24 protein-coding genes are annotated in these 25072 nt (G+C 69.9%); 16 read left to right on the top strand and 8 right to left on the bottom strand.

Annotation, left to right across the window (positions count from 1 at the left end; translation table 11 throughout):
- Positions 1–21: 21 nt before the first annotated feature.
- From IEY96_RS17090 to IEY96_RS17050, 9 genes are all read left to right on the top strand, one after another.
- Positions 22–2625, top strand: a complete 2604-nt coding sequence (locus IEY96_RS17090) for an AMP-binding protein (RefSeq protein WP_189195803.1) — start codon at positions 22–24, stop codon at positions 2623–2625.
- Entirely contained in the window at positions 2604–3629 is a 1026-nt protein-coding gene (locus tag IEY96_RS17085) for an iron ABC transporter substrate-binding protein (RefSeq protein ID WP_189195802.1), read from the top strand. The genes IEY96_RS17090 and IEY96_RS17085 overlap by 22 nt, the downstream gene beginning before the upstream one ends.
- Positions 3630–3723: 94 nt before the next feature.
- Complete coding sequence (locus tag IEY96_RS17080; protein WP_229791632.1) at positions 3724–5214, top strand: ABC transporter permease; 1491 nt, start codon at positions 3724–3726, stop codon at positions 5212–5214.
- Positions 5211–6245, top strand: coding sequence for an ABC transporter ATP-binding protein (locus IEY96_RS17075; RefSeq protein ID WP_189195800.1), 1035 nt, complete (start codon positions 5211–5213; stop codon positions 6243–6245). Before IEY96_RS17080 ends, IEY96_RS17075 begins: the two co-directional genes overlap by 4 nt.
- A gap of 91 nt (positions 6246–6336) precedes the next feature.
- The gene (locus IEY96_RS17070) at positions 6337–8922 is read left to right on the top strand and encodes a non-ribosomal peptide synthetase (RefSeq protein ID WP_189195799.1); all 2586 of its coding nucleotides are present in this window, start codon (positions 6337–6339) and stop codon (positions 8920–8922) included.
- 267 nt (positions 8923–9189) lie between these two features.
- A complete protein-coding gene (locus IEY96_RS17065; protein WP_189195798.1) occupies positions 9190–9546 on the top strand; it encodes a hypothetical protein in 357 nt (118 codons plus the stop codon).
- Complete coding sequence (locus tag IEY96_RS17060; RefSeq protein WP_189195797.1) at positions 9543–9989, top strand: MerR family transcriptional regulator; 447 nt, start codon at positions 9543–9545, stop codon at positions 9987–9989. Before IEY96_RS17065 ends, IEY96_RS17060 begins: the two co-directional genes overlap by 4 nt.
- Positions 9973–10281, top strand: coding sequence for a hypothetical protein (locus IEY96_RS17055; RefSeq protein WP_189195796.1), 309 nt, complete (start codon positions 9973–9975; stop codon positions 10279–10281). The genes IEY96_RS17060 and IEY96_RS17055 overlap by 17 nt, the downstream gene beginning before the upstream one ends.
- Positions 10278–10436 (top strand): hypothetical protein, encoded by a 159-nt coding sequence (locus IEY96_RS17050; RefSeq protein ID WP_189195795.1) that lies wholly within the window; start codon positions 10278–10280, stop codon positions 10434–10436. Before IEY96_RS17055 ends, IEY96_RS17050 begins: the two co-directional genes overlap by 4 nt.
- A gap of 148 nt (positions 10437–10584) precedes the next feature.
- Here IEY96_RS17050 and IEY96_RS17045 read toward each other — a convergent pair whose 3' ends face one another.
- On the bottom strand, positions 10585–11556 hold the full coding sequence (locus IEY96_RS17045; RefSeq protein WP_268247152.1) for a CapA family protein: 972 nt from the start codon (positions 11554–11556) through the stop codon (positions 10585–10587).
- A gap of 316 nt (positions 11557–11872) precedes the next feature.
- The gene (locus IEY96_RS17040) at positions 11873–12454 is read right to left on the bottom strand and encodes a hypothetical protein (protein WP_189195793.1); all 582 of its coding nucleotides are present in this window, start codon (positions 12452–12454) and stop codon (positions 11873–11875) included.
- Between the two features lie 373 nt (positions 12455–12827).
- Here IEY96_RS17040 and IEY96_RS17035 point away from each other — a divergent pair.
- A protein-coding gene (locus IEY96_RS17035; RefSeq protein ID WP_229791707.1) for an IS5 family transposase occupies positions 12828–13692 on the top strand; the annotation gives its coding sequence in 2 pieces (ribosomal slippage) (positions 12828–13168 and positions 13167–13692; 867 coding nt in all).
- Positions 13693–13708: 16 nt separating this feature from the next.
- On the opposite strand, the gene IEY96_RS17030 is transcribed toward IEY96_RS17035, so the two are convergent.
- On the bottom strand, positions 13709–14221 hold the full coding sequence (locus IEY96_RS17030; protein ID WP_189195792.1) for a DinB family protein: 513 nt from the start codon (positions 14219–14221) through the stop codon (positions 13709–13711).
- Positions 14222–14327: 106 nt separating this feature from the next.
- On the opposite strand from IEY96_RS17030, the gene IEY96_RS17025 reads away from it, so the two are divergent.
- The 3 genes from IEY96_RS17025 (at position 14328) to IEY96_RS17015 (ending at position 17904) form a co-directional block, all read left to right on the top strand.
- Positions 14328–14486, top strand: a complete 159-nt coding sequence (locus tag IEY96_RS17025; protein WP_189195791.1) for a hypothetical protein — start codon at positions 14328–14330, stop codon at positions 14484–14486.
- 237 nt (positions 14487–14723) lie between these two features.
- A complete protein-coding gene (locus tag IEY96_RS17020; RefSeq protein WP_189195790.1) occupies positions 14724–15332 on the top strand; it encodes a DJ-1/PfpI family protein in 609 nt (202 codons plus the stop codon).
- A 136-nt stretch (positions 15333–15468) separates the two neighbouring features.
- On the top strand, positions 15469–17904 hold the full coding sequence (locus IEY96_RS17015; protein WP_189195789.1) for a low temperature requirement protein A: 2436 nt from the start codon (positions 15469–15471) through the stop codon (positions 17902–17904).
- Between the two features lie 186 nt (positions 17905–18090).
- Here the strand turns inward: IEY96_RS17015 and IEY96_RS17010 are convergent, their stop codons facing one another.
- Positions 18091–18789 (bottom strand): hypothetical protein, encoded by a 699-nt coding sequence (locus IEY96_RS17010; protein WP_189195788.1) that lies wholly within the window; start codon positions 18787–18789, stop codon positions 18091–18093.
- Between the two features lie 101 nt (positions 18790–18890).
- Positions 18891–19304, bottom strand: coding sequence for a hypothetical protein (locus IEY96_RS17005; RefSeq protein WP_189195787.1), 414 nt, complete (start codon positions 19302–19304; stop codon positions 18891–18893).
- Between the two features lie 97 nt (positions 19305–19401).
- Here IEY96_RS17005 and IEY96_RS33155 point away from each other — a divergent pair, with 97 nt between their 5' ends.
- Positions 19402–22086, top strand: coding sequence for a helix-turn-helix transcriptional regulator (locus IEY96_RS33155; protein ID WP_268247151.1), 2685 nt, complete (start codon positions 19402–19404; stop codon positions 22084–22086).
- A gap of 299 nt (positions 22087–22385) precedes the next feature.
- Here IEY96_RS33155 and IEY96_RS16995 read toward each other — a convergent pair whose 3' ends face one another.
- On the bottom strand, positions 22386–22748 hold the full coding sequence (locus tag IEY96_RS16995; RefSeq protein ID WP_189195785.1) for a YciI family protein: 363 nt from the start codon (positions 22746–22748) through the stop codon (positions 22386–22388).
- A 229-nt stretch (positions 22749–22977) separates the two neighbouring features.
- Here IEY96_RS16995 and IEY96_RS16990 point away from each other — a divergent pair, with 229 nt between their 5' ends.
- The gene (locus IEY96_RS16990) at positions 22978–23616 is read left to right on the top strand and encodes a hypothetical protein (protein WP_189195784.1); all 639 of its coding nucleotides are present in this window, start codon (positions 22978–22980) and stop codon (positions 23614–23616) included.
- A gap of 192 nt (positions 23617–23808) precedes the next feature.
- Entirely contained in the window at positions 23809–24015 is a 207-nt protein-coding gene (locus tag IEY96_RS16985) for a hypothetical protein (RefSeq protein WP_229791630.1), read from the top strand.
- A gap of 59 nt (positions 24016–24074) precedes the next feature.
- Here the strand turns inward: IEY96_RS16985 and IEY96_RS16980 are convergent, their stop codons facing one another.
- Entirely contained in the window at positions 24075–24383 is a 309-nt protein-coding gene (locus IEY96_RS16980; protein WP_189195782.1) for a hypothetical protein, read from the bottom strand.
- A gap of 217 nt (positions 24384–24600) precedes the next feature.
- Positions 24601–24939, bottom strand: a complete 339-nt coding sequence (locus IEY96_RS16975; RefSeq protein WP_189195781.1) for a hypothetical protein — start codon at positions 24937–24939, stop codon at positions 24601–24603.
- Between the last annotated feature and the right edge of the window lie 133 nt (positions 24940–25072).

The following is a 25072-nucleotide window of genomic DNA, read 5'->3' as shown; positions in this document are numbered from 1 at the left end:
ATTAGGTTAGCCTCACCTACCGTGTCTCTGCTGGATCCCCGGCGGGTGCGCGCCGCCGTCCCAGTTTCTGACACGGCCGACACGCATCACCCTGCCCTGATCGACTCGGCCGGCCATCTCAGTTACGGGGAGCTGGCCGATCGGGTGGCCGTGCTCGCGGCCAGCCTGCCGTCAGCGCAGGCTGGTCGGCGGCTCGTGCACGTGCCCCTGGCCCCACATCGCGAGCTGGTGCTCGCCTATCTGGCGGTGATGTCCGCCGGGCACGTGGCACTGATCACCCCGCCCGAGCACCGGTCGATCACGGCCGTCTACCAGCCCGACCTGTGGCTCCAACCGAATGGCACCTTCGCCACCGCAACGCCGGGCAGTGACACCGATGAACCGCGGCACCTCCTGCATCCGGATCTGGCGCTGCTGCTCAGCACGTCGGGCAGCACCGGGTCACCCAAGTTGGTTCGGCTCAGCCACCGCAACATGCTCAGCAACGCCGAGGCGATCGCGGCCGCGCTGTCGATCACGCCCACCGACCGTGCGGTCACCTCGCTACCGCTGCATTACTGCTTCGGGCTGTCGGTGCTGCATGCCCAACTCCGAGCCGGTGCCACCACAGTGCTGCGGCCCGGTTCGGTGACCGACCCCGGCTTCGCCGATGATCTACGCCGCGACCAGGTGACCGTAGTCGCCGCCACTCCGCACGTGGTGGATCTGCTCGACGTCCAGGGTGTGCTCGATCACCTGCCTTCGCTCCGGCTGGTCGCCCAGGCCGGCGGCGCGTTGCCGCCGGCGCGGGTGCGAGAGCTCGCCGCTCGCGGCCGCGCGGCCGGCTGGGGCATGGCCGTGATGTACGGCCAGACCGAGGCCACCGCACGGATGGCCGTGCTGCCACCCGAGCTATCGGAGCGATACCCCGACGCGGTGGGATGGCCGATCGCCGGGTCGGCGTTCCGGCTCGACCCGACCGGAATCGACGACGCGGTGGGTTCACCCGACGGCCCGGTCGGCGAGCTCGTGTTCACGGGTCCAGGCGTCATGCTCGGGTACGCCGAGCAGCCCGACGACCTGGCCCTGGGTCGGATGCACACCGAGCTTCGGACCGGCGACCTGGCGCGGATCGACGCGGACGGACTGGTCCGGATTGTCGGACGGCGGTCCGACTTCGTAAAGATCATGGGAATCCGGATCGACCTCGGTCAGGTCGAGCGCTCCCTGCGCGGCCAGGGCCTGCAGTCCTGCGTCACCGGCCGCGACGACCAGCTTCAGGTCACCTACCGGCGCTGCGAGCAATCCCCCGAGCAGGTTCGCGACCAGGCCGCCCAGGTCTCCGGTCTCAGCCGGTCGGTAATCTCGGCCCGCGCGGTCGACGACCTCCCGCTGCTGCCCAACGGCAAAATCAACCGCCGGCGCAGCGCCGAGCTGCACGTCACGGAGACCCCCGGCCGGAAGGCAGAGACCGCCGCGGCGGTGGTCGCCGTACTGGAGCCGCTTGTCGGCCGCGGTGGCGTCGACCCCGATCGGTCGTTCGTCGAGCTCGGCGGGGACTCCTTCAGCCACGTCGTGGCGTCCGTCGGCCTGACGCGTCTGCTCGGCGACCTGCCGTCCGACTGGCACCACCGCCCGGTGCGCGACCTGATCGCGCTCGCCGACGAGCTGCCGCGTTCCCGGTGGCGGCGTCCGCTGGCGCGGCGGGTGGAGATGACCGTCGTCCTACGCGGCGTAGCTGTGGTGACGATCTGTGGCAGTCATGTCGGGTTGTACCGGCTGCCCGGCGGAGCGCACATCCTGCTCGCGGTCGCGGGTTTCCTTTTCGCCAGGTACGTACTCGCCTCGCCGTCGACGGCGGAGCGCGTACGGCGAACCGCCCGGATCGCGGTCGGGGTCGTCCTCCCGGCGGTGACCGTCGCGGCGCTGATGCTGTTCGGGTTCGGAACGGTCCACTGGTCAAACGTCGCGCTGGTGCACTGGCTCGCCCGGCCGCAGGACATCAACGACTTTTGGTTCGTCGAGGCCTATTTGGTGATCATAGTCGCCGCAGGCGCATTGCTGGCTGTTCCGTGGCTGCGGGCCGCATACGCCGCCGACGCCTGGCGCACCGCGATGATCGCCCTGGCCGTGCTGCTGGTGCCGCGCTATCTGGTGCTCGCGTTGTACGACGGTCCGCTGCGTGGTCTGCCAGGCACGGTGGCATGGCTGTTCGCGGCGGGGGTCGCGATGGCGGCGGCCGACAGCCGGAGGCGCCGGCTGGTCACGGTGGCGGTCGCCGCAGGCGCCGCCTTCGGCTTCTTCGCCGGGGACCCCGCACGCAACCTGACAATCATGGCCGGGCTCACCGCGCTGGCGCTCGTGCCCGCGCTACCGGTGCCGCGGCTGCTCGTCCGTCCGCTTGGCGCACTGGGCGCCGCCTCGCTGCACATCTACCTCGTGCAGTTCCAGGTGTTCGCGTTCTTCGGCTCTCCGATCATCAAGTTCGTGGCCGCGATCGCCGCCGGCCTGGGGTTCTGTGCGGTCGGCAACTACGTCCTGCGCCGGCGGCTGTCGCCTCTGCCCGCGGTCGCAGCCATCCGTCGTCACGTGACAGCGAAGCAACTCGTGAGAGAGGACATGACATGCGTCGACGCACGTTCCTGACCGGCCTGGGGGCCCTCGGGGCAGCGGGCCTGGTGGGGTGCGGGTCGAAATCCGAGGACGGGTACAAGGCCGACCCCGATTCGCTGCAGGTCTACTCCGCGCAGCACGAGAACCTCACCAAAGCGTGGGCCGAGGCGTTCACCTCGGCGACCGGTATCAAGGTGCAGGTCCGCAAGGGCTCCGACGCCTCAATGGGTCACCAGATCGTGGCCGAGGGCTCCGCGTCGCCCGCCGACGTGTTCCTCACCGAGAACAGTCCGGCGATGACGCTGGTCGAGCGGAACAAGTTGCTCGCCCCGCTGAACGAGGCGACCCGCCGGCAGGTGCCGGCCCACCTGACCCCGTCGTCGAAGTCGTGGACCTCAATCGCCGCCCGGTCCACCGTGCTGGTCTACAACACCGCCAAGCTCGACAAGTCCGTCCTGCCGAAGTCGCTGATGGATCTCGCCGCGCCGCAGTGGAAGGACCGCTGGGGGTGCGCTCCGGGTGGTGCCGACTTCCAGGCCATCGTCGCGGGCATGCTCGCCGGTCAGGGCGAGCAGAAGACCACTGACTGGCTGGACGGCCTGAAGTCCAACGCCCGAGTGCTGCAGAACAACATCGCCACGATGAAGTCGGTCAACGCCGGTGAGATCGAGTGCGGCGTGATCTACCACTACTACTGGTACCGAGACCAGGCTGGCACCAAGGAAGGCAGCGGGAACACGGCCCTGCACTACTTCCGCAACCAGGATCCCGGCGCGTTCGTGTCGCTGTCCGGAGGTGCTGTACTGGCCCGGACGAAGAAGCCGACCGAGGCCCACAAGTTCCTGACGTTCATCACCAGCAAGGCCGGGCAGCAGGTGTTGGTCGACTCCCAGTCGATGGAGTACGCCGTGGGCAGCGGTGTCGCCTCGGCGCCCGCGCTGCCGCCGTTGAACAGCCTGCAGGCGCCGCCGGTGGACCCCTTCACGCTGAACTCCGACAAGGTGACTGAGTTGATGACAGATGTCGGCATCATCTGACCTTCGCGAGTCGCCCGCCGCCGCATACGACGAACCGGTAACGCCCCGGCCAGTGGTACGCGCCCGCCGGTCCACCCGGATGCCGTGGCTCGTCGTGGCAGCCGCGGTGCTGGTCGCGGCCGTGATGGTCCTGCCCGTCCTGGTCGTGATCGGTCAGGCTTCTGCCAGTGGCGACGAGGCGTCGAGGCTGCTGCTGCGGCCGAGGACGGCCGAACTGCTCGGCAACACCATGCTCCTGGTCCTGCTCACCGTTCCGATCACCGTGCTGCTGGGCTGTGGGGCGGCCTGGCTGGTGGAACGAACGACACTGCCGGGCGCCGGCACGTGGCGCACGTTGCTCCTGGCACCGCTCGCGATTCCGGCGTTCGTCAGCAGCTACGCCTGGACGTCGGTGCTGCCGGAGGTCCAGGGGCTCGCCGGCGCGGTGTTCATCACCGCCCTGGCCTACTATCCGTTCGTCTTCCTGCCGGCCGCGGCTTTGCTGCGGGCGCTCGACCAGGGGCACCTGGACGCCGCACGGTCGCTCGGCTCATCCGGTCTGGGAGCGGTACTGCGGGTGGCGATGCCGCAGTTGCGGCCGGCCATCACCGGCGGCGCGTTGCTGGTAGCCCTGCACCTGCTGGCCGAGTTCGGCGTCCTGCAGATGATGCGGTTTCCCACCTTCACCACGGCGATCCTCCAGCAGTTCGCGGTCGGGTTCAGCAACGCCGCCGGCAGTCTGCTGGCCGCAGTCCTGGTGGTGCTCTGCATCGGCCTGCTGGCCCTCGAGGTGCCGCTGCGCGGCCGCGCGCGGATCGCCCGGATGGGCTCCGGCGCCCGGCAGCGTCCGGTCGCGTACCGCCTGGGCGCGTGGACCATCCCCGCGTCCGCTGCACTCGCCGCGCTGGTCGGCCTGGCGCTGCTGGTTCCGCTGGTGTTGGTTCTGCGTTGGCTGGTGCGGGCGATGACGTCCGGCGCGGTGGTCGTCGGCCCGCTGCTCGCGGCGACGGGTTCGACCGTCGGCCTTGCGGTGCTGGCGGGCCTGGCGGCGTCGGTCGCCGCACTGCCCGCTGCGTGGCTGCTGCATCGGCACCCGTCTCGACTGGCGACCGCGCTGGAGCGGGTGACCTACCTTGCGAGCGCGCTTCCCGGGGTGGTGATCGGGCTGGCGCTGGTGACGCTGGCGGTGCAGTGGGCCCGTCCGGTCTACCAGACCGCCGCACTCGCAGTGCTGGCCTACACGGTGCTCTTCATGCCCCGCGCCATGGTCGCCTGGCGGTCCGGCCTGGCCGCGGCTCCGCCCGAACTCCTCGAAGCATCGCGTTCGCTGGGGCTGTCCGGTCTCCGTACCCTCATCCGGGTGGTCCTTCCGCTGGTGTTGCCGTCGGCGCTGACCGGATTCGTTCTGGTCTTCCTCGCGACGTCGACCGAACTCACCGCGACCCTGCTCCTCGCCCCGACCGGCACCGAGACGCTGGCCACCGCGTTCTGGTCGGCCAGCGACGAGTTGGATTACGTGGCGAGCGCCCCGTACGCTGCGGCGATGATCGCCCTGTCCGCCCCGCTCACCATCCTGCTGCGCCGGCAGATCCTGGACCAGCGATGAGCGGCGCCGGCATCTCCATCACTGGGCTCACCGTCGGATATGGCGGCCCGCCGGTACTGGACCAGGTCGATCTGCAGGTGCGTGCGGGCAGCGTTACCGCGGTGCTCGGTCCCTCCGGCAGCGGCAAGACCACGCTGCTGCGGGCGATCGCCGGGTTCATCCGGCCCGACCGCGGGCGAATCGAGGTACGCGGCGAGGTGCTCACCGACGGACCGGCGTTGGTGGCTCCGGAGCGGCGCGGCATCGGTTACGTCCGACAGGACGGCGCACTGTTCCCGCACCTCGACGTGGCCGGCAATATCACCTTCGGGCTGCCGCGGGCCGAACGGCGCCGGGCGGCCCAGGTCGAGCCGTTGCTTGAGCTCGTCGGCCTGTCACCGAGCTTGGCCCGCCGCCGGCCGGATGAGCTGTCCGGCGGGCAACAGCAGCGGGTCGCACTCGCCCGGGCCCTGGCCCGCGAACCGTCCGTGGTCCTGCTCGACGAGCCGTTCTCATCGCTCGACACCGCGCTGCGCGCCGCAACCCGCGAGGCCACACGTGCCGCTCTCGCCGCGCGGGGCGCCACCACCGTGCTCGTGACGCACGACCAGGCCGAGGCGCTGTCGTTCGCCGACCAGGTGGCCGTCATGTTCGACGGCCGGTTCGCCCAGGTCGACAGCCCGGCCGGCGTGTACGGCGCACCGGCCACGCCCGCGGTCGGCCGGTTCCTGGGCGACGCGATGCTCCTCAGCGGGCAGGCCGTCGGCCGGACCGTCTCCTGCTGTCTGGGCCGGCTCGACCTGGCCGAGCCGGCCACCGGCGACGTACTCGTGATGGTCCGACCCGAGCAACTCGTCCTGGGCGAGCCGTCCGACACCACCGCCTCGGTCTCGTCGGTGACCTACCAAGGCGCCGACGCGATGGTCCGCCTGGAACTGGTCGGCCAGACCAGCCGCCTGGTGGCGCGCGTCCCCGGCGATCGCGTACCTCACCCGGGCGACAAGGTGGGAATCGGCGTACCCGCACCCGTCCGCTCATTCCCCCAACGCTGATTCGTGGATGAGGAGCGTCGCACGGCAGCCAGAAGATGATGCAGGCCACCCCTGCTTCTCTCTTAGGTGAGGCTGCCCTAATCTGTCGCCCATGCGCGTCCTCCCCGACACCGGGCCGGCGCCGTTCGTCCGCGCCCTGAGGGGGCACGGCGACCGGCCGGCCGTGATCACCGCCGACGGCCGGCTGACCTACGCCGAGCTCGCCGCGCGGGTCAGCGAGTTGGCCGCCCGGCTCGGCACGACCCGCCGGCTGGTGCTGCTCGCCGGCGCGAACCGGGTCGACGAGCTGGTCGCGTACCTGGCGGCGCTGACCGGCGGGCATCCCCTGCTGCTGGTGCCAGGGGACCACGCCGCAGTCACCGAGATTGCCCGGGCGTACGACCCGGACGTGCTGATCCACCGCGTCGACGGGGAGCTGGTGGTCGACGAGCGGCGCCCGGGCACCGGGCACGAGCTGCACCCCGACCTGGCGCTACTGCTGAGCACCTCCGGGTCGACCGGCTCCCCGAAGCTGGTCCGGCTGTCGTCGGCGAACCTCCAGGCCAACGCGGAGGCGATCGCCGAGTACCTGGACATCCGCGACACCGACCGAGCGGCCACCACGCTGCCGCTGCAGTACTGCTACGGCCTGTCGGTGGTGAACAGCCATCTGCTGCGCGGGGCGGCGCTCATCCTCACCGGGCTCTCGGTCACCGACCGCTGCTTCTGGGAGCTGTTCCGGGCCGAGCGCGGCACCAGCCTGGCCGGCGTGCCGTACACCTTCGACCTGCTGGACCGGGTCGGCTTCGACCGGATGCGCCTGCCCCACCTGCGTCACGTCACCCAGGCCGGGGGCCGGCTCGCCCCGGAGCGGGTGGCCCGGTACGCCGCCCTCGGCCTCCTCCACGGCTGGCGGTTCTTCGTCATGTACGGCCAGACCGAGGCCACCGCCCGGATGGCGTACCTGCCGCCGGAGCTGGCCGAGCGCCGGCCGGAGGCGATCGGTGTGCCCATCCCGGGTGGGTCGTTCCGGCTGCGCGCGCTGCCGGACCGACCCGAGTCGGACATTGGCGAGCTGATCTACGCCGGGCCGAACGTGATGCTGGGCTACGCAGAACGGTCGAGCGACCTGGCGCTCGGGCGCACAATCGAGGAACTGCCCACCGGAGATGTGGCCCGGCGCGGGTCGGACGGGCTCTACGAGATCGTCGGGCGGACCGCGGAGTTCGTGAAGATCTTCGGCCTGCGGGTCGATCCGCGACGGGTGGAGGATCGACTCCGGGTGGCGGGCGTCGAGGCGTACTGCGTCGGGACGGATCGCGAGCTGGTGGTGGCCGCGGCCGACGGTCACCGGCCCGAGCGGGTACGGCGCCTGGCCGCCGCCGCGGCGGGACTGCCCGCCCGGGTGGTCCGGGTGCACCTGCTGGCCGAGCTGCCCCGGCTCGGCAACGGCAAGCCGGACCTGGCGGCGGTCCGCGCCCTCGCCACCGCTCCCCCACCGGTCTCCGCCGTGGACGCGCCCGGCGTCGGGACCGAGCAGCTCTGCCGGCTCTATGCCGACCTGCTCGACCAGCCCGAGGTCAGCGCCGACCAGAGCTTCGTCGACCTGGGCGGCGATTCCCTGTCGTACGTCGAGATGTCGGTCCGCCTCGAACAGCTCCTCGGCGACCTGCCCGCGGACTGGCACACCACCCCGATCGGGGAGCTGGCCGGATCCGCGGCGGCCCGCCCGACCCGGCGCCGCGTGCTGGAGACCAGCGTGGCCCTGCGGGCACTGGCGATCGTGGTCATCGTCGGTTCGCACATTCCCGTCTTCACCGTCAAGGGCGGGGCGCACCTGCTGCTGGCCGTAGCGGGGTTCAACTACGCCCGGTTCCAGCTCACCACCGCGGCCCGGCGGGAGCGGGTACGCGCCGGCGTACATGCGGTCGGCCGGATCGCGCTGCCGTCGGTGGCCTTCATCGCCCTGGCCGGGGCGGTCACCGGCGACTACACGCTGACCAACGTGCTCCTCCTCAACAGCGTCCTCGGCCCGCACGACGGCGCCACGGAGTGGCAGTTCTGGTTCATCGAGGCGCTGGTCCACATCGTGCTGGCGACGACCGCGCTGATCGCCGTGCCGGCCGTGGACCGGATCGAACGGCGGTACCCGTTCGGCCTGCCGCTGGCACTCGCTGCCCTCGGCCTGGTCACCCGGTACGACCTGCCCGGCCTCGCCACGTTCGGCTACGTCCCGTCGGCCCTGGTGGTGTGCTGGCTCTTCGCACTCGGCTGGGCCGCGGCCCGCGCCGCCCGGACCGCCCAGCGGGTGGCCGTCACCGCCGCAGCGGCGCTCACGGTGCCGGGCCTGTTCGGCGAACCGTTCCGCGAGGCGTTCATCGTCGCCGGCTTCGCCCTGCTGGTCTGGGTGCCGCGGCTGCCGAGCCGGCCGGCCATCAATCGGGCGGCCGCCGTACTGGCCGCCAGCTCGCTCTGGATCTACCTCACCCACTGGCAGGTGATGCCGGTCGTCGGCCCCTGGTCGCGGTCGGCGGCGCTGGCCGCATCCCTCGCGTTTGGGATCGCGTGCGCGGTACTCGCCCGGCAGGCGGCCCGGCGGCTGCCGCCGTTCGTAACAGCGGCAAAGTCCAGAGTCCAGACGGGTCAGGAGCACCCCACAAGCCGCCTTGGCGGCAGCCACGAGCACGTGACGCGATAGCAACAAGCCGAGGACTGTCCTGCCGTGCGCGGGGAGCCTGGTCAACCTCGTCCCTCAACTCGACCACCACCCCGGCCTGACCACCTGACCGACCGCCGCTCTCTCGCTCCCGCCCACTGCGCACAGGCTTCTGCCTCGACAAACGGCGCGCGGGCTGATCGGGTCGGCGGCGTCATCACTGGTTTGCCATGTCCCAGATCGATGGCCTCGATCGTTCTCTGAACGGGGCTTGCATCTGATACCTGGGTACAGGCTTACCGTCGATGCATGTACGACGAACACGTCACGACGAATGACTCCTGGGTGCCGGATGCGTGCACCCTGCCGACGGGCGAACGGCCGCTGCGGCTCGCCGAGTTCGACCAGTTCCTCCGCGCCGCCGTCCGGGGCGCCGACCGAGTATCGGCACAGCATCTGCGGTTGCGGCTCGCCGGCACGGAGCAGGTGGAGGAGACCGCGCGGGAACTGACGGCCCGGGAATCGTCCTGCTGCTCATTCTTCGCCTTCGAAATCGCGCGAGCCGGCTCGGACGCGCTGACGCTGGACGTCCGGGTACCGGCGGGACACGTCGACGTGCTCGATGCCCTCGCCCAGCGGGCGACCTCCGCCTGGGAGCGGACATGAGCGAATCGGGGCTGCGCAGCGGCCAGCTCGCCGACGCGGCCGGGGTCAACCTGCAGACGCTGCGCTACTACGAGCGCCGGGGCCTGCTCGCCGCACCGCGGCGGTCACCGGGCGGGCACCGGCTCTACCCGTCCGACACCGTCACCCTGCTGCGGATCATCAAGACCGCGCAACGCCTCGGCTTCACCCTCAACGAGGTCGCCGACCTTCTCGACGCCGGCCGACACCAGCACAGCCGGCCCGACAACGGTCTTCAGGCACGGGCCAAGGAGAAGCTCGTCGAGGTGGACCAGAAGCTGGCCGACCTGACCGTCATCCGCGACACCCTCCGCGCCGCCATCTCCGCCGGTTGTGACGACCTGGTCGCCTGCGCTGGCAGCTCCTGCTGCCCGCTTCCCTTTGCCGAGGTCGCCGAAAGGCACGACCATGCCGACACCTGCTAACCGGCTGCGCCGCCTGCTGCCCTCCGGCATGACCGGACTTGCTGGGGCGGCCTGCGCCGCCTGCTGCATCCTGCCGCCGTTGCTGGCCGCTGGGATCCTCGGTGGCGTTGGCTGGGCCGCAGCCAACCGCTTCATGCCCGGCGTCGCTGTGGCCTTGGCCGTACTCGCCGGCCTGTCCTGGTGGTGGGCCAGCAAGCGCCGCCACACCACCGGCTGCGCTGGCGGCAACTGCTCCTGCGGCCAGCCCGACAACCACGACCGCCAGGTGGTCACGCTTCGGTCCGACGCATGACCGTTGCCCGCTCAATCCTGCTGTTCATCCTCGCCGCGCTCGCCGAGATCGGCGGGGACTCGCCAGTGGGGAGATCAAGGCGACAGGAAGCCGATCCGTCGCTGGTGCCGCCCATCACATCCACGCCGTCGACCAGGATCGACGGCGACGGGTAGTCCCCCACGACCTCGGTAACCACCGCGTGAGGCAGACCCAGGTCGGCCAGCGCGGCGCGCAGTTCCCGCCGGGCCGGGGCGAGGTTCGGACAGCGTCGGCTGACTTCACTCTCCTGTGCTCTACGGTGCCCGAGGGTACTTGGTCCGACTATGGGGCGGGGCTCGCGGCGAGTCCGGTGCAGGAGTGCAGGTCCGCGTACTCCCGGCGGATCCGGGCCGCGTCCTCCCCGCCGGCGGGTTCGGGTCGGCCGGTGCGTCGGGAGATCGTCGCGGGCACCAGTTCCGTCTTCGAGATCGCCGATCCGTCGAGGGTTACCCGCAGCACCCCCGTGTCGTTGCTGTACGCGTCGTCGCGCCACCACACGAAGTTGCCGAGCCCGTACTGGACGAAGGTCCTGCCGAGCCAGCCGTCGCCGAGCAGGAGGTGGGCATGGGTGCCGACCACCATCGTGGCGCCCGCCCGAGCCATCTCGCCGGCGAACGCACGAGCCTCGTCGGGCGGACACGCGTCGCCCTCCGTACCCCAGTGGACGTAGACGACGACCACGTCGGCCTGCTGTCGCGCGGCCCGGACCGCGGCGACGGCGCGGGGCAGGTCCCTGGTCATCGCGATGCCGGCCCGGGTTTCTGTGGCCCTCCACTGCGACCACAGCTCGGCGACCTGGCTGAACCCGAGTACGGCGGTTCTGGTGCCGCGTATCTTGGTGATCCACGGCCGGTACGCCGCCGCAGCGTCAGCGCCTGCGCCGACGGCCGGCACCCCGGCGGCCCTTGCCGCGTCCACGGTGTCGGTCAGCCCCGTCCGCCCGTAGTCCAGCGCGTGGTTGTTCGCGATCGATACGACGTCGATTCCGGCGGCCTTCACCGCGTCATACGCGCTTGCCGGCGCCCGGAAATGGAACTCCTTCGGCTCAGGAGCGCCCCGCGTGGTGACCGCCGTTTCCAGGTTGACCATCGCCAGGTCCGCGGCCGAAAGGGTCGACGAGATCGGTCCGAACGCGGTCGCCGGGTCGCCCAACAGATCACGCGTACGGTCGGCGAAGTGCACGTCGCCCGCGAACGCCAACGTGATCTTGGCAGGCTGGGACGGGGACGCCGGCGGCGTCGAACGGGTGTGCACCTCGGCCGGTGGAGTCCGGGCACCATCGCACGCGGTCACAGTGAGAGTCGCTGCCAGCGCGACGAAGGAACGTGCCCATTTCACTCAGCGCAGCGTACGGAAACTCGCCGGACCCCGGGCCAACTTGTCCAGGATTGCCCTCGGCCCGACCTGCGTGAGGTCGGGGCCGAGATGGCAAGGTAGGCGAAACCTGGACGACAGCTGCTGGCCGGCACCCGACATGTCGGGTGCCGGCCAGCAGCAGATCCGGTCCTGGGCGTCGGCTGACCCGGTCCTGCCGGGGCAGCATCCCCGTGTACGGATGGACCGGCCCAGGTCAGGCGACGAAGCGACGACGCCGTTGCGCGCGAAGCAGCACGAGGCCGACCATGATGAGACCGCCGCCCACGGCAGTGAGCTTGCCGAGCGTCGGGCCAGAGACCGCAGCGCCGGTCACCGGCAGGCTGGGGCTGGCTGTCACGCCGCTCGCCGGGCAGGTCTGCGCCAGGTCGAATGTCCCGTCGGTACCCGTGATCACCGCGGTGGCGTTGGTGAGAGCGAACGGATTCACCAGCTCGCCGGTCGAGGACAGCCCGGCTGGCGTCCTGATCCACGCCCGGTTACCGACGATCGCGCGGTCACCGGCGGGCGTGGTCGTGATGTTCTCCGTGACGGGGCCACCCTCCGTGGCGAACTCGATGGTCAATGAGGTGAAGTTGCCCTGCTGCGCGGCCGGCAGGGCGAAGACCCAGACGTCCTCGGCCTGGAACGGGCCACCACCGAGGTTCGGGTCACACCTGTGAGTGCCGAACGCGGCCGCCGTCGTGCCGGTGTCCGCCGGATCGATGTTGATCGTCGTACCGCCCCCGCTGCCCCATGCTGGTGCGGCGGACCCAAGGCCGATCATGGCTGCCAGCACGGTGGCACCCGCAAAGCGGGTAAATAGTGTTTTGGTCAACGAAATCCCCCCAGATGGGTACTTCTCGTTAATACCTCGTGAAGTGGGGCGCGACCCGATGCCAGGTAACCACGAATGACGGCTGCGGACTGCCAGAATCCAGCATCCGGTCCTGAAGAGGCGCCAGCCGTCGTGGGGATGGACGACCAGGCGAAGCCGGCAACAGCGAAACAAGATTTTCTAGCTGGATGTATCACGCACGTCCCGAGACCGATCTGTCACGGACGTCCTGAGACCCGACACAACCACGAAAATCTGTAGCCTGAGCCGCAAAGATCGTCTAGGGCGTGTCCTGCCGATCTTGTAGTGGTTGATCGTTGACGATGTGCCGGTGGTGCGTCGTGGTGAACTGACCGATGAGGCGTGGGCGGTGATCGCGCCGCTACTTCCCGAGCCGGGCGGTGCGCGGGGGCGGTGGCGGGATCACCGCCAGGTCATCAACGGGATTCTGTGGAAGCTGCGCACGGGTGCGCCGTGGCGTGACCTCCCGGAACGCTTCGGGCCGTGGAAGACCTGCCACGAACGCCTGCGCCGCTGGACCGCCGACGGCACTTGGGATCGGATCCTCGCGGCGGCGCAGGTCCACGACGATGGCACACCGGTGCAGTGGACGATCAGCATCGACTCATCGACCGTGCGGGCGCACCAGCATGCCGCTGGCGCCCGCAATAAGGGGCTCCCCGACAAGTCCAGCGACGCCTGGTGCGCAAGATAGCGAGGCCATCGGCCGCTCCCGAGGCGGACTGAGCACGAAGATCCACCTCGCCGTCGACGGACGTGGGCGACCGTTGTCGATCCTGCTCACCCCAGGCCAGGCCGGCGACAACCCTCAACCATTGGCGCTACTGGACGCGATCCGCATCAACCAACCCGGCCCCGGACGGCCCCGCAAACGCCCCGACGTACTGATCGCGGACAAGGGCTACGCCCACGACTCCACCAGACGTGCGTTGCGGCAGCGAGGGATCCGACAACTCATCCCGGAACGCTCGGACCAGGTCGACCGCCGGGCCGCCAAGGGCAGCGCCGGCGGCAGGCCACCGGCATTCGACAAGCAGGTCTACCGCAAGCGCAACTTCGTGGAACGCTGCTTCAACCGACTCAAACAGTGGCGTGACCTGGCTACCCGCTACGCCAAACGCGCATCCCTCTACCGCGCCAGCCTCGTCCTCATAGCCGCCATCATCTGGCTTCGATGATCACCAGAAATGCACCTTAGTCGCCGGCCATGCCGTCGATCTGCTCCCGGAGGATGTCTGCATGGCCGCAGTGCCGTGCCAACTCACGAATCATGTGCACGTAGATGTAGCGCAGTGACACCCTGCCCAGGCGGGGATGAGGCACAGTGTCGTCGAGGGCGAAGCCGCCCGCGATCTGCCTCGATCGATCACAGACCGTGGCGTACTCCGCAATGACATCTCCGATGGTCTCGTTCGAGTCGACCTGCCAACTGGCGTGGTCACCGAACGAGTTGCCAGTGATCTGTTCACGAGGCTGCTGGTCCAGACAGTGCTGGAACCAGTTCCGCTCAACAGCGGCGGCGTGTTTGACGAGACCGATGAGCGTAGTGAGCGAGGGCACCAGGCTCCGGCGGGCGTCATCCTCGGACAGCCCCCGGAGCTTACCGATGATTTCATCGCGGTACGCGTCGACAAAGGCTTCCAGAACCTCGCGCTCCGGAGCTGTGCTCGCGAGTTCCTCGCTGTCGAGCGGCCGGGCAGTCGTCACATCGACACCTTAATACCTCCGAGGATCCGTCTCGCCCCATCAAGATCGGCAGGACATGCCCTAGGCGGCGAACAGGTGACGGACCCGTGCGGGCGGGTGTAGGTCGGTGGAAGACCTGCGTCAGGAAGCCCACGCTATGGGCATCAAGGGCAACGCCAAGATGACCGAGAAAGAGCTGCGCGAGGCCATCGCCAAGGTCAACAAGGCGAGAAGCCGCAGATGCCTATGCGCCAACTCAAGCCTTGATCAACGGTCGACACCCTAGCTCAGGCCTGGCAGCCACCCCCTCGCCGATGAACCGACCTCGTTGCTGTCAACTGGCTGACTACCGGCAGTGCCCGCCGGAATCCGCTGACGGCCCGGGACAGTTCGTACGGTAATCAGGCCCGGAGCTCGAAAGGGGCGGTGCCGGTAGGCATGCCACCAGCCGCTGATTGGCTCTCGCCCTGGAACGGTGCGCCAGGGAGAGTGTGGGCCTGATGCCAGCCTTGAAGGAGTCGTGATGCAGGTAGCCGTGGTCACCTTCGACGGCTTCAACGAGCTCGACAGCTTCATCGCTTCCGCGCTGATCAACCGGTGCCGTAAGGACGGCTTGGAAGCCTTCATTACGACGCCGACGCCTGTGGTCACGTCGATGAACGGGGTCGAAGTGACCGGGCAGCGCCCGATCGAGTTCGTGACCCAAGCCGACGTCGTGCTGATCGGTAGCGGAGTGAAGGCGCGCGACGTGGTCGCCGACGACCGGCTGATCTCCAGGCTGCTGCTCGACCCTTCGCGACAGCTGATCGGTGCGCAGTGCTCGGGCGCGCTGGTGCTCGCCCGGCTCGGGCTGTTGGATGGCATGCCGGCGTGCACGGACATGAAGAGTCGACCTTTTGTCGAAGCCTGTGACGTCACCGTGCTGGACGCGCCGTTCCACGCCGAGGGGAACATAGCTACGGCGGGAGGTTGCCTGGCGTCCCAGTATCTCGCCGCGTGGGTGATCACCCGAATGCTCGGGGAGGACGCCGCGCGCCACGTCATCGACTACGTGGCTCCGGTCGGCGAAAATCAGGAGACTGTCGAGCGCGCCATGCGCGCCGTCCACGCAGGCGAGATTGCCTTGCGCTGACGCCCGCGATCACCCCTTCATGACGCGCTGCCGGAGCTGAGCAGGTACTGCACGCGTGCGTGGGCCACCGCCCCAACTTCCGCCCCGTTGAGGCGATCAACTGTCGCGGAGTCGGCCGGTTGGCAGAGTGAGGTCCGTGCGGAAATTCGGTCGCCTTCAGCTGGCTCAGGGAGAGGGCAGCGTTACTCGGCTGGAGTTGTTCCTGGACCTGATTTTCGTGTTCGCGTTTCTGAACGTCACGGGTGTGACCGCCGAGCAGCTCAATCCGGCCGGCTTGCCTCGTGGTCTGCTGCTGCTTGTGCTGTTGTGGGGATGTTGGGCGCCGTACGCATGGCTCGGCAACATCGTCCGGCTGGACCGGGGCATCATGCCGGTGTTCATGTTCGGGCTCAGCGCGACGCTGTTCGTGATGGGTTTGACGGCCCGGGAGGCCTTCATCGACCGTCCCGGTGGGCTCTCCGGGCCGGTCGTGTTCGCGCTGTGCTACATCCTCGCGCGCAGTGGCGCCCTCGTGTTCGCCACCGCCGCCGGCGTGGCGCAACCGGGTACCCGCCAGCGGCTGCGGAAAGGCGCGCCGTTGATCGTGGCCGGTGAGCTGGCGTTGCTGGCCTCCGCACTCGTGCCGCCGTTTGAGCACAGTGAGCAGGCGTTCGTCGGGGATGTGGTGGCCCGCGAATGGATCCGGTTCGCCCTGGTCGCTTGCGCGATCGTCGCCGGGTTCGGCGGTACTTTCCTGCTGGGTGCCGGGACCTGGCAGATCAGATCCATCCGGTACTGGGCGGAACGGCACAGCTTGATCATCCTGATCGGTGTTGGCGAGGCCATCGTCTCGGTCGGGCTGGGTCAGGGTGTCGCCGTGGCGCATCCACTCACCCTGGAGGTGCTGGCCGGCGTGCTGCTCGGTGTCGTGCTTGCTGGGCTGCTGTGGTGGACCTACTTCGACGTGGCCCGGTTCGCCGCGGAGTTGGCGCTGGAACGGGTATCGGAGGCCCGACGAGCTCTCCTTGGGCGCGACGCATACAGCTTCCTGCACCTGCCGATGATCGCCGGGCTCATCTTTGTCGCTCTCGGCATCCACCACACCCTGTCCGAGTTGCGCGTGCCGTCGGAAACGTCGGTCGAGATGCGGCTGCTGGTGCTCTACGGCGGCGTGATCCTCTACCTGGTCGGTCTGATCCTGTTCGAGGTGCGCACGCTGCGGCTGCTCGGTCGGTCACCCATCCTCGGAATCCTCCTGGTCGGATCCCTGGCGGCGGTCGCTCCTCAGGTGCCGGTGCTGGCCCAACTGGCGCTGTTGACGGCGGCGGTGGCTGCCATGGCGTTGGCCGACGCCACGGTCTTCCGGCGCCGCCACCGCCGGCTGCACGCGGAAATACAACCCCTCATGAAGCAGGCCGGCGTGACGCCGAAGGAGCTCTTCTTCGACCTGGTCTACGTGTACGCGTTCCTGCAGGTCGCCGCCCTGATGGCCGACGACCCGACCTGGCGCGGCGTGGTGCGCGGGCTGCTGGTGCTCAGCGTTCTCTGGGTGGCCTGGTGCGCCTACACCTGGCTCGGCATCGCAGTCCGCTCGGAGCACCCGGTGGTGCGCCTGGTGGTGCTGCTCGTCGTCGCGCTCACCGCGTTGATCACCCTGGCCAGCCCGGAAGCGTTCAACGCAGACGGTGCTGGTCTGCCCGGGCCGGTGGTCTTCGTGACCTGCTACGCGCTGATCCGGCTGCTGTTCCTTGCCGCGTTCTGGCTCACCGTCGGGCGAGACCCGACGCAGCGGGCCGCCGTGATACGCAGCGCCGTGCCGACCCTGCTGGCGCTCGCCATCCTGTTCGCCGCCGCGTTGATGCCCCAGCCTATCGGCGATATTCGGCTGCTGACTCCCGCGCGCGCCGAGGTCTGGATCGCCGCCATCGCCGTGGACCTGGTCGGCAACCGGCTCGCCGGAGCCCGCCACTCGTGGACCTGGTCCGCCGAACATTGGGCCGACCGATACAGCCTCATCATCATCATCGCGCTCGGTCAAGCGGTCATCTCGATGGGCACCGCCGTGGTCTACACGCCCATCTCCGCACGCATCCTCGTCGCCGCGGCAGTCGGCACGGCCCTGCTCGCTGCACTCTGGTGGATCTACTTCAGCACGACAGCCATCCATGGAAAGCGGGCTCTGGCCGCAAGCCCCAGAGAGCAGCGTTCGGCGCTCGCTCAGGACGCCTACGCGCTGCTGCACCTGCCGATGATCGCCGGCATCGTGTTCGTCTCTCTCGGGCTCGGCAAGACGATGGCCGTGCTGGGCAGCCGCGGCCTCTTCGAACTCGGCGTCCCGCTCTACCTGCTCCCGCACCTCGCCCTCTTCGGCGGCGTGATCATCTACCTGCTCGCGGACCACGCAATCCGCTGGCGGCTAACTCGCCGTGTCCACCCGCAACGGATCACCCAAACCCTGGTGATCACGGCGCTGGCACCCGCCACCGTCCACCTACCCGCGCTCAGCGCGCTCGCCGTGCTGGCCGCAGTCTGCGTCGGGTTCATCGCGATCGAGATGAAACGTCGAGCTCCCCTGGCCCAACCAGCTCGCTGAAGGATGATCGGTGGCAAGTCGCACGGTCAGCTTGGGAAGTGCGTTGCTTGACGGCTTGGGCAGCCCCGCCAGTTGGGCGAGGAGTCTGGGCCGCTCAGGTTGAGGCTCGTTTACGTGCCACGGGTGGCCCTTGTTGACCGCTACATCGGGCACGCGACGGGCACGGGCGTCGAGTTCAGTGGGTGGTCAGGCAGCGCGGCGGGCGCGGCGGCAGGCTCGGATGAAGGCTGCATCGCCGCGCGCGCCGCCCCACCAGGACCACGGAACGCTGGTCACGTACCGGCCGATCGACGCGAAGACCGGCGCGGCGTCGGCGTCGCGGCCAGTGCGCGCCAGCCCGTACGCCAGGAAGTTCACGTCGTTGAGCCAGTCGGCGTGGCGGGTGGCCGGCTGGTGGAACCACCGGGACAGCGCGTTGTCGAGATCGGACTGCATGACCGGATCCTGCCGCCACCGCTGGCCGATGTGGTCGGCCGTGCTGCCTGGGGCTTCCCGTTCCTGCTCCCACAGCGCCCACTCGGCGGCGGCCCGCACCGGCAGCACCTGCAGCGGCGAGCCCGCAGGCGCTGCGGCGGCGACCGACCGGGCGAAGCCGAACATGGCCTCGTGCGAGCCGCTCCATTTCCTGCAGTGGTAGGTCAGCTTGAGTGTGTGCCCCTCCCGATGCCAGGGGTCCCGCCGGGTAAGTTCACGCCACGTCTCCTCGACGTCATCCCGTGGCGCGCTCTGGTCGATCATGAGGTCCAGCCGGCTCGCCCATGGCGTGGGGTCCTCGGGTGCGAGCCGCGTTGCAAGGTCGTTCACCTGTCCGGCCAGGTGCAGCAGGCGGTTGAACTCAGCCCACCGCTCTGGACGGACGTTGGCGGCCCAGTCCCCGCCGCGCACCTCATCAGGTCACTGAACGGTGCGCTGACCGGATCGGCCGGCGAGCTGGATCCCCGGGTGTCCGCTCCGGTCCGGAAGGGGCACCCGGGGATCCGCACGGATCAGAGAGCGGTCCGGCGCAGGCCGGTGATCTGGAGGGCGGCGAATCCGGCGACCACCACCGCCTGTGCGATCACGAGCGCGACGCCGAGGGTGGTCAACGGGAACCAGCCGGCGACGAGCAGCTCGACGCTCGCGGCGACCCAGGCGATGTTGACGGCGATCACGACTCCCACGGCGGGTCGGCTCACCGTCGGCCTCGACGCGAGGAAGAGCAGGGCGGCCGCGAAGGCGACCAGGAAGGCGCCTACGGGGTAGAGAAGACCGGCGGGAAGGCCGAACAGCCGGCCGAAGATCGCCGCGGCGGCGAGGTAGACGACGCCGTTGGCGCCTGAGCCGATCGCGTCCTGCTTGAGGGCGAAGCGGAGCAGCTTGGCGTCGTCGGCGGTCCGGACGGTGCTGGCGATGGTGGCCATCTCGAAGTCCCTTCGTGGTGCTGACGTGCGTCTGATCACGAAGCTACGGAGCTGGCGGCCATGCCGAATCCGTCATCGTGACGGTAGGTTGCCAGTCGTGCTGCACGGGCGGGTCGAGGAACAGGCGGAGATCGACCGGCTGGTGGACGGTGCCCGGGAAGGTCGCAGCGGCGCCCTGGTTCTCCGGGGTCCGGCGGGGATCGGCAAGTCGGTGCTGCTGGAGTACGCCGCGCTGCGGGCGACCGGCATGCGGGTGGTGCGCGGTGTCGGCATCGAGTCCGAGGCGGCGTTGCCGTTCGCCGCACTGCACCTGCTCCTGCGGACCGGGCTCGACCGGATCCACGCGCTGCCCGACGCGCAGGTGAGGGCGCTCGGCGCCGCCTTGGGGCTGCGCGACGCGCCACCGGAGAGCCGGTTCCTGGTGGGCCTGGCCACCCTCAGCCTCCTGTCCGAGCTGGCCGGGGACGGCGGGCTGCTCTGCCTCGTGGACGACGTGCAATGGTGCGACGAGGCGTCCGTCGACGCCCTGGTGTTCGCGGCGCGCCGGCTCGGGGCCGAGGGCGTCGCCATGATCTTCGCCGCCCGTCCGGACCTCCCGGTCACCGGCCTTCCCGAACACCGTCTCGCCGGGCTCGACGACACGGCGGCCGCCGCCCTGCTCCCCGCCGATCTTCCGCCGCAGGTTCGGGAGCGCCTCGTCCAAGAGTCGGCCGGCAACCCGCTGGCGCTCATCGAGCTGCCGGCCGCGCTGACTCCCGAACAGCGGACTGGGCGGTTGTCGCCGGTGGGGGCGATGCCGGTGGCGGAGCGGATCCAGGAGGCATTCCTCGCGCAGATGGCCGCGCTGCCCGAGGCCGCGCGCACCGCGCTCCTGGTCGCGGCGGCGGAAGGCTCCGGCGAACTCGCGACGCTGGTCGCCGCCGGCGCTCCGCTCGACGGTCTGGAAGCCGCCGAGCGGAGCCGGCTGATCGGGATCAACGGGACGGCCGTCGGTTTCCGTCACCCCCTCATCCGGGCGGCCGCGTACCAGAGCGCATCCGTGAGCCGACGCCTCGCCGTACACCGGGCGCTCGCCGACGCGCTGGGCAGCTCGACCTCGCCCGACGCCCCCGACCGGCGAATCTGGCACTTGGCCGCCGCCGCGCTCGGTCCCGATGAGGGCGTCGCGCGGCAGCTGGAGGAGGCGGCGGGCCGGGCCCGTACCCGAGGCGGCCACGCCGCGGTGGCGGCCGCCTACCAGCGGGCCGCCGAGCTCACCGTCGATCCGGTACGCCGATCCGCCCGGCTGGCCGCCGCGGCGCTGGCGGCGAGCGACGCCGGTCTGACCGACCGGGCCGCCGCGCTCGCCGCAAGCGCCACGCCCGATGTGGACGAACCGGCAATGATCGTGGCGTTGACCCAGGTCCGCGCCCACCGCGAGGTCGAGCTGGGCACCCCGCTGGCCGCCGGCCGGATCATCCTCGACGCCGCGCTCCGGGTGGCGGCACGCGACCCCGAGCAGGCGACCTGGCTGCTGGTGGAGGCGGTCCGTTGCGCCTGGTTCGCCGGCGACGCGCCGCTGGCCGGACGGGCGGCGACGGCGCTCCACGAGCTGCCGGCGACCGGTTCGCCTCTGGTCGGCCAGGCGGTCGGGCTGGCCCGGCTGCTGGCCGGTGACCTCGCGGGTGGGTTGCCGCTCACCGGCGGCGCGCTGGACCCGTCCGGGCTCGCCGGGCTGGGCGTTCCGGGGCTGACCTTCACCGCCGGCGCCGCCCTCGTGACGGGCCGCGCGGCCCTCTGCGAGGAACTCACCGGGCGGGTCGTGGCGGACTGCCGCAGGAGCGGGATGATCGGCTGGCTGGCGTTCGCCCTCCAGGACCAGGGGTTCGCGCAGGGGCTACAGGGCCGTTACGGGGAGGCGAGGGCGACCCTCGACGCGGGGCTGCGGCTGGCGACCGACCTGGGTCACGAGCACCGGGTCATCCACCTCACCTGCTGCCTCGCCTGGGTGCTCGCTCATCAGGAGGACGTGGCGGGGTGCCGCGCAAGGGCCGAGGACGGCGTCCGGCGGGCCGACGACCGCAAGCTGGTCCTCGCGGCGACCCTCGGACGCTGGGCGCTCGGCCGGCTCGAACTCGGCCAGGGGAACGCGGACGCCGCTCTGGAGCAGTTGGAACGGATCCCGCCGACCGGGTTCGGGGCGCTGGCCGCCGCCGATCTCGTCGAGGCGGCGGTCCGTAGTGGCCGGCCGGAGCGGGCCAGCGAGCCGCTGGAGCGCTACGTAACCTGGGCGCGGCATGTCCGTCAACCGGCCTCGGACGCGGTCGCCCTGCGCTGCCGGGCCCTGGTGGACCAGGACGAGGCGCACTTCGTTGCCGCCGTCCGCGCCCACGACGGCGGCGATCAGCCGTACGAGCAGGCGAGGACGCGGCTCGCCTACGGCGAGTGGCTGCGACGGGCCCGGAGGCGGGCGGATGCCCGCACGCAGCTCCGCGCCGCGCTGGAGGTCTTCGACCGGCTGGGCGCGGAGTCGTGGGCCCGGCGGGCCCGCACCGAGCTGCGCGCGACCGGGGACGTCCCGGCCGCGCCGCGCCGGGCTGGCGACCCGCTCAGCGTGCTCACCGCGCAGGAACGCGAGGTCGTGCGGCTGGCGGCCGCCGGTGCCTCCAACCGCGACATCGCCGCCCAACTCTTCCTCAGCCCACGGACCGTGGGCTACCACCTCTACAAGGCGTTCCCCAAGCTGGGCATCACGTCGCGGGCTCAGCTGGCGACGCTGGCCGGGGTCGCGGCCGCTGAGTGACGACGGCCGCCCGCGGGAGCTGGCGGCGTCCGGGCCGTGGTGGTGGCCCTCGACGCAGGCGAAGACATGCGACGTCTCGTCGCGGAGCTCGGCGATTTGGTCTCGTATCCGTGGCGTAAGTCGGAAGCGCGCGGTCTGCGGCAGATGAGTACGGCGAAGCGCTTTCGTCGGCCGGCTCCGGGGGCGGCACTTTTCTGGCCGCCCCCGTGCCTGGTCGTATCCTTGCCGATACCGCAGCAGCGACGTCGCCCCGGTGCCGGCCACGCCTCGGCTCAAGCCTCAGCCGACGAGTGACGATCTCATCCCTGCAAGACGCGCCGCGGCTTAAACCGGCGAACCTCCTGCGGCCAGCCGCATGCCTCCGCGATTTTGCCGGCCCACATCCGGGCGGTCGCCTCATCCGGCACGTCCACGATGGTCAGGCCACCCAGGAACTCCTTGCTCTCGACATAGGGCCCGTCGGTGAAGACCAGCGCACCGCTTGTGGCGTCCGCGTTGAAGACTGGGCCATCCTCTTCCTCCAGGCCCCCGGCGAAGACGAATGCCCCGGCGGCCTTGATCTCATCAACAACCGCCCTGGCGAGTGGACCGCGCCCGCGGAACCACTCCTCGGTGTGGTCACCCACCCACTGCTGATTGAAGTAGATGAGGTACTCAGGCATGTCCGCTCCCTCTGATCGTCCCCGGACCCGACGTCCGTCTCTGCATACGCTACGAACGGCATCCGGCAGATCCGACACTCTCCAGCTTGATTTCTGTCAACCGGTCAACCGTCGCACTCACATCGGCAGTTGCGGACGGCCCCGTCGAGCGGCCAATGCCAACGGCCAACGGCCAACGGCCTGAGGGTGCACCGGATTATGGGCGATCGGCATGACATACCGTCTGGTGATGGCGTACGCAGGCTCCAGGACCATGAATGTCGGAACCTGGTTGCTGCCCGAGGACGAAGACGGGTTCGACCTGGCGTTGCGCGACACGTTCCCTGGCGCCGCGTGGCGGTGCTCGCAGCCGGGACCGCTGGGACTTCACCAAGTCCACCTGCACGGCTCGCTGGCAAACGCGATGGCCTGCGGCGGCCGGGGAGTTCAGGCGTTCCTGCACCTGCCGATCGGCGCAAGCCTGCCATCAACCGTCACGCTTGCCGACGGCGTCCCACTGCCGGACGGGCCACCGGTCGCTGCCATTGTTCAACTCCTGCGCTCGGCGCGCCGACATGACCCCGGCGGTACGTACTGCGATCACGACGCTGGGTACCAGCACCCGGAAGGCGGTGCATACTTTGATGCCGGCAGGCTGGCCGTGCGCTGGTTCGAGGACGAAGTCGGTGCCGACACACACCAGGTCCTCCTGCGGCAAACACGGGCGGTTCGGTCGGTGCTGATAGCCACCACTCGTCCGGCTCAGGTCAAAGATCAGAATGGCAGACGGCTGACTGGCTACCGCATCGGTCCGGCCGCTCAGGCGATGGCCGAAGCGACCGGCACCCTTCTCGGCCGCACCGGATTACAGCGGTTCCAGCTTGGCTGAACCTGCCGCGATCTCGACGTCGGTCAACGCACTCAACTCGGCAGAGTCGGACGGCCGAGAGCATGGTCGAACGCGCGCGTCGCGGCAGAAGCGGGCATCTCACGCGTGCTCAGCCCGTTGGCGGATACTCGATCCGTGGCACGCGATCGGCGAGGTACCGGCGACGAAGCGCGTCGAGCTGCGGTCAGCAGCGTGGCAGCGTACCTCGCGAACGAGGACGCCGACGTCTACAACATTACGGACGCTGCGGTCCGCGAGGACGGCTTGGCCCTTGCGCTGAACCTCACCGCCCTCGCCGCGACGGCAATCACTGCTCTGGCTATGGCAACCGGCCGCACGCCCGTGGAGGTGCTGCGGTCGATGGAGCCCGATGGAGAGGTTTGCGCAAGTAATCCGTAGTCGACGCTCTGACTGCGGCAGATGAGTGCATCCGTGATGCACGGTCGGAAACGCCAAGTTCAGAGCTGTCCTGGCAGACAAGCCTCCGCTTGGCTGATCACGAGGTCCCGAATCAGGAGCAATTCGGTAGCCGTGTTCTTACCCAAGCTGCGTTCGACGTTGCCCCACCGGTCCAGGCAGGAAATCACGTATGTCCATTGCGCGCCATTCAGCGACACTGTCACTTCTTGATCGTCGTGAGGCCAATCGGTGGAGCCTGTTGTTTCAGGAGTCCAACCAGAGGTCTGGCGCCAGCCTTCTCGAAGAATCTGGACTCCGGCCTCTACCAGACCGTGCGGGTCACCATTCTCGGCCTCGACGTTGACCACGTTGTCGAGGACGCGGTTGACCCTCCGCCATTGCCGAGCGGGCATCCGGACTGCGCAGGTGCTCGGGTCAGCTGACTGATGGGGCATGCGCAGCATGGTGACCGACGGACGTCTGTTGGTCAACAACTCGGCGCCCCGCTGGGCCCGCTCCGCCTCCTCGCGCCCGCTCGGTCTCCGCACTGCGATGACCTGTCCGCGGCAGATGCGTGAACACCGATCAGCCGGACGGTCGGTCGCCCGGCGAGCCGAGGACCAATATCGTCATGTCCAGCAGTCTCTGGTAGTAGGCGGCCTCGTGGCCGTCCAACTCCGGGATGACCCGGATGAGTTGCTGCTCGCACGTCGCAAGATAGTCCCACCGCTGGTCGTCGATGTATTCGCCCTTGCGCAGCCAGATACTGACGCAGCCAGCCACACCCGCGTCAAGCATCACCATCTCGACGCCAGCCACGTCAGCACCTCTCAGCCGGCCAGGGAAGGCAGCCTGCATGTGCTCCTCCCAGAGTTCGGTGACTGCCGCCATTCGGTCTGTCATACGGAACAGCACTCCGATCATCGACCAGGCCTCGGACTGTAGACGCACCCTTCTCGGCACGACAGCGCACTGCGCCGGGCGGGGCCGACGCGCGGTCAGCGGCATGTGCGGGCGTTGGTCTTCTCGGGCCACGGGTGCCACCTCCGCCGCAAGG

Source organism: Micromonospora fulviviridis, from assembly GCF_014648395.1.
Classification (GTDB): Bacteria; Actinomycetota; Actinomycetes; order Mycobacteriales; family Micromonosporaceae; genus Micromonospora; species Micromonospora fulviviridis.
Note: the sequence above shows the minus strand (reverse complement) of the source record. Positions and strands in the feature narration are given on the sequence as shown.

Excerpts from the sequence above, each read along its gene's own strand:
- IEY96_RS17055 (WP_189195796.1), top strand. The coding sequence starts at position 9,973 with ATGCCGACACCTGCTAACCGGCTGCGCCGCCTGCTGCCCTCCGGCATG.
- IEY96_RS17060 (WP_189195797.1), top strand. The coding sequence starts at position 9,543 with ATGAGCGAATCGGGGCTGCGCAGCGGCCAGCTCGCCGACGCGGCCGGG.
- IEY96_RS17065 (WP_189195798.1), top strand. The coding sequence starts at position 9,190 with ATGTACGACGAACACGTCACGACGAATGACTCCTGGGTGCCGGATGCG.
- IEY96_RS17075 (WP_189195800.1), top strand. The coding sequence starts at position 5,211 with ATGAGCGGCGCCGGCATCTCCATCACTGGGCTCACCGTCGGATATGGC.
- IEY96_RS17005 (WP_189195787.1), bottom strand. The coding sequence starts at position 19,304 with ATGGCCACCATCGCCAGCACCGTCCGGACCGCCGACGACGCCAAGCTG.
- IEY96_RS16975 (WP_189195781.1), bottom strand. The coding sequence starts at position 24,939 with ATGATCGGAGTGCTGTTCCGTATGACAGACCGAATGGCGGCAGTCACC.
- IEY96_RS16995 (WP_189195785.1), bottom strand. The coding sequence starts at position 22,748 with ATGCCTGAGTACCTCATCTACTTCAATCAGCAGTGGGTGGGTGACCAC.
- IEY96_RS17050 (WP_189195795.1), top strand. The coding sequence starts at position 10,278 with ATGACCGTTGCCCGCTCAATCCTGCTGTTCATCCTCGCCGCGCTCGCC.
- IEY96_RS16990 (WP_189195784.1), top strand. The coding sequence starts at position 22,978 with ATGGCGTACGCAGGCTCCAGGACCATGAATGTCGGAACCTGGTTGCTG.
- IEY96_RS17085 (WP_189195802.1), top strand. The coding sequence starts at position 2,604 with ATGCGTCGACGCACGTTCCTGACCGGCCTGGGGGCCCTCGGGGCAGCG.
- IEY96_RS17020 (WP_189195790.1), top strand. The coding sequence starts at position 14,724 with ATGCAGGTAGCCGTGGTCACCTTCGACGGCTTCAACGAGCTCGACAGC.
- IEY96_RS17070 (WP_189195799.1), top strand. The coding sequence starts at position 6,337 with ATGCGCGTCCTCCCCGACACCGGGCCGGCGCCGTTCGTCCGCGCCCTG.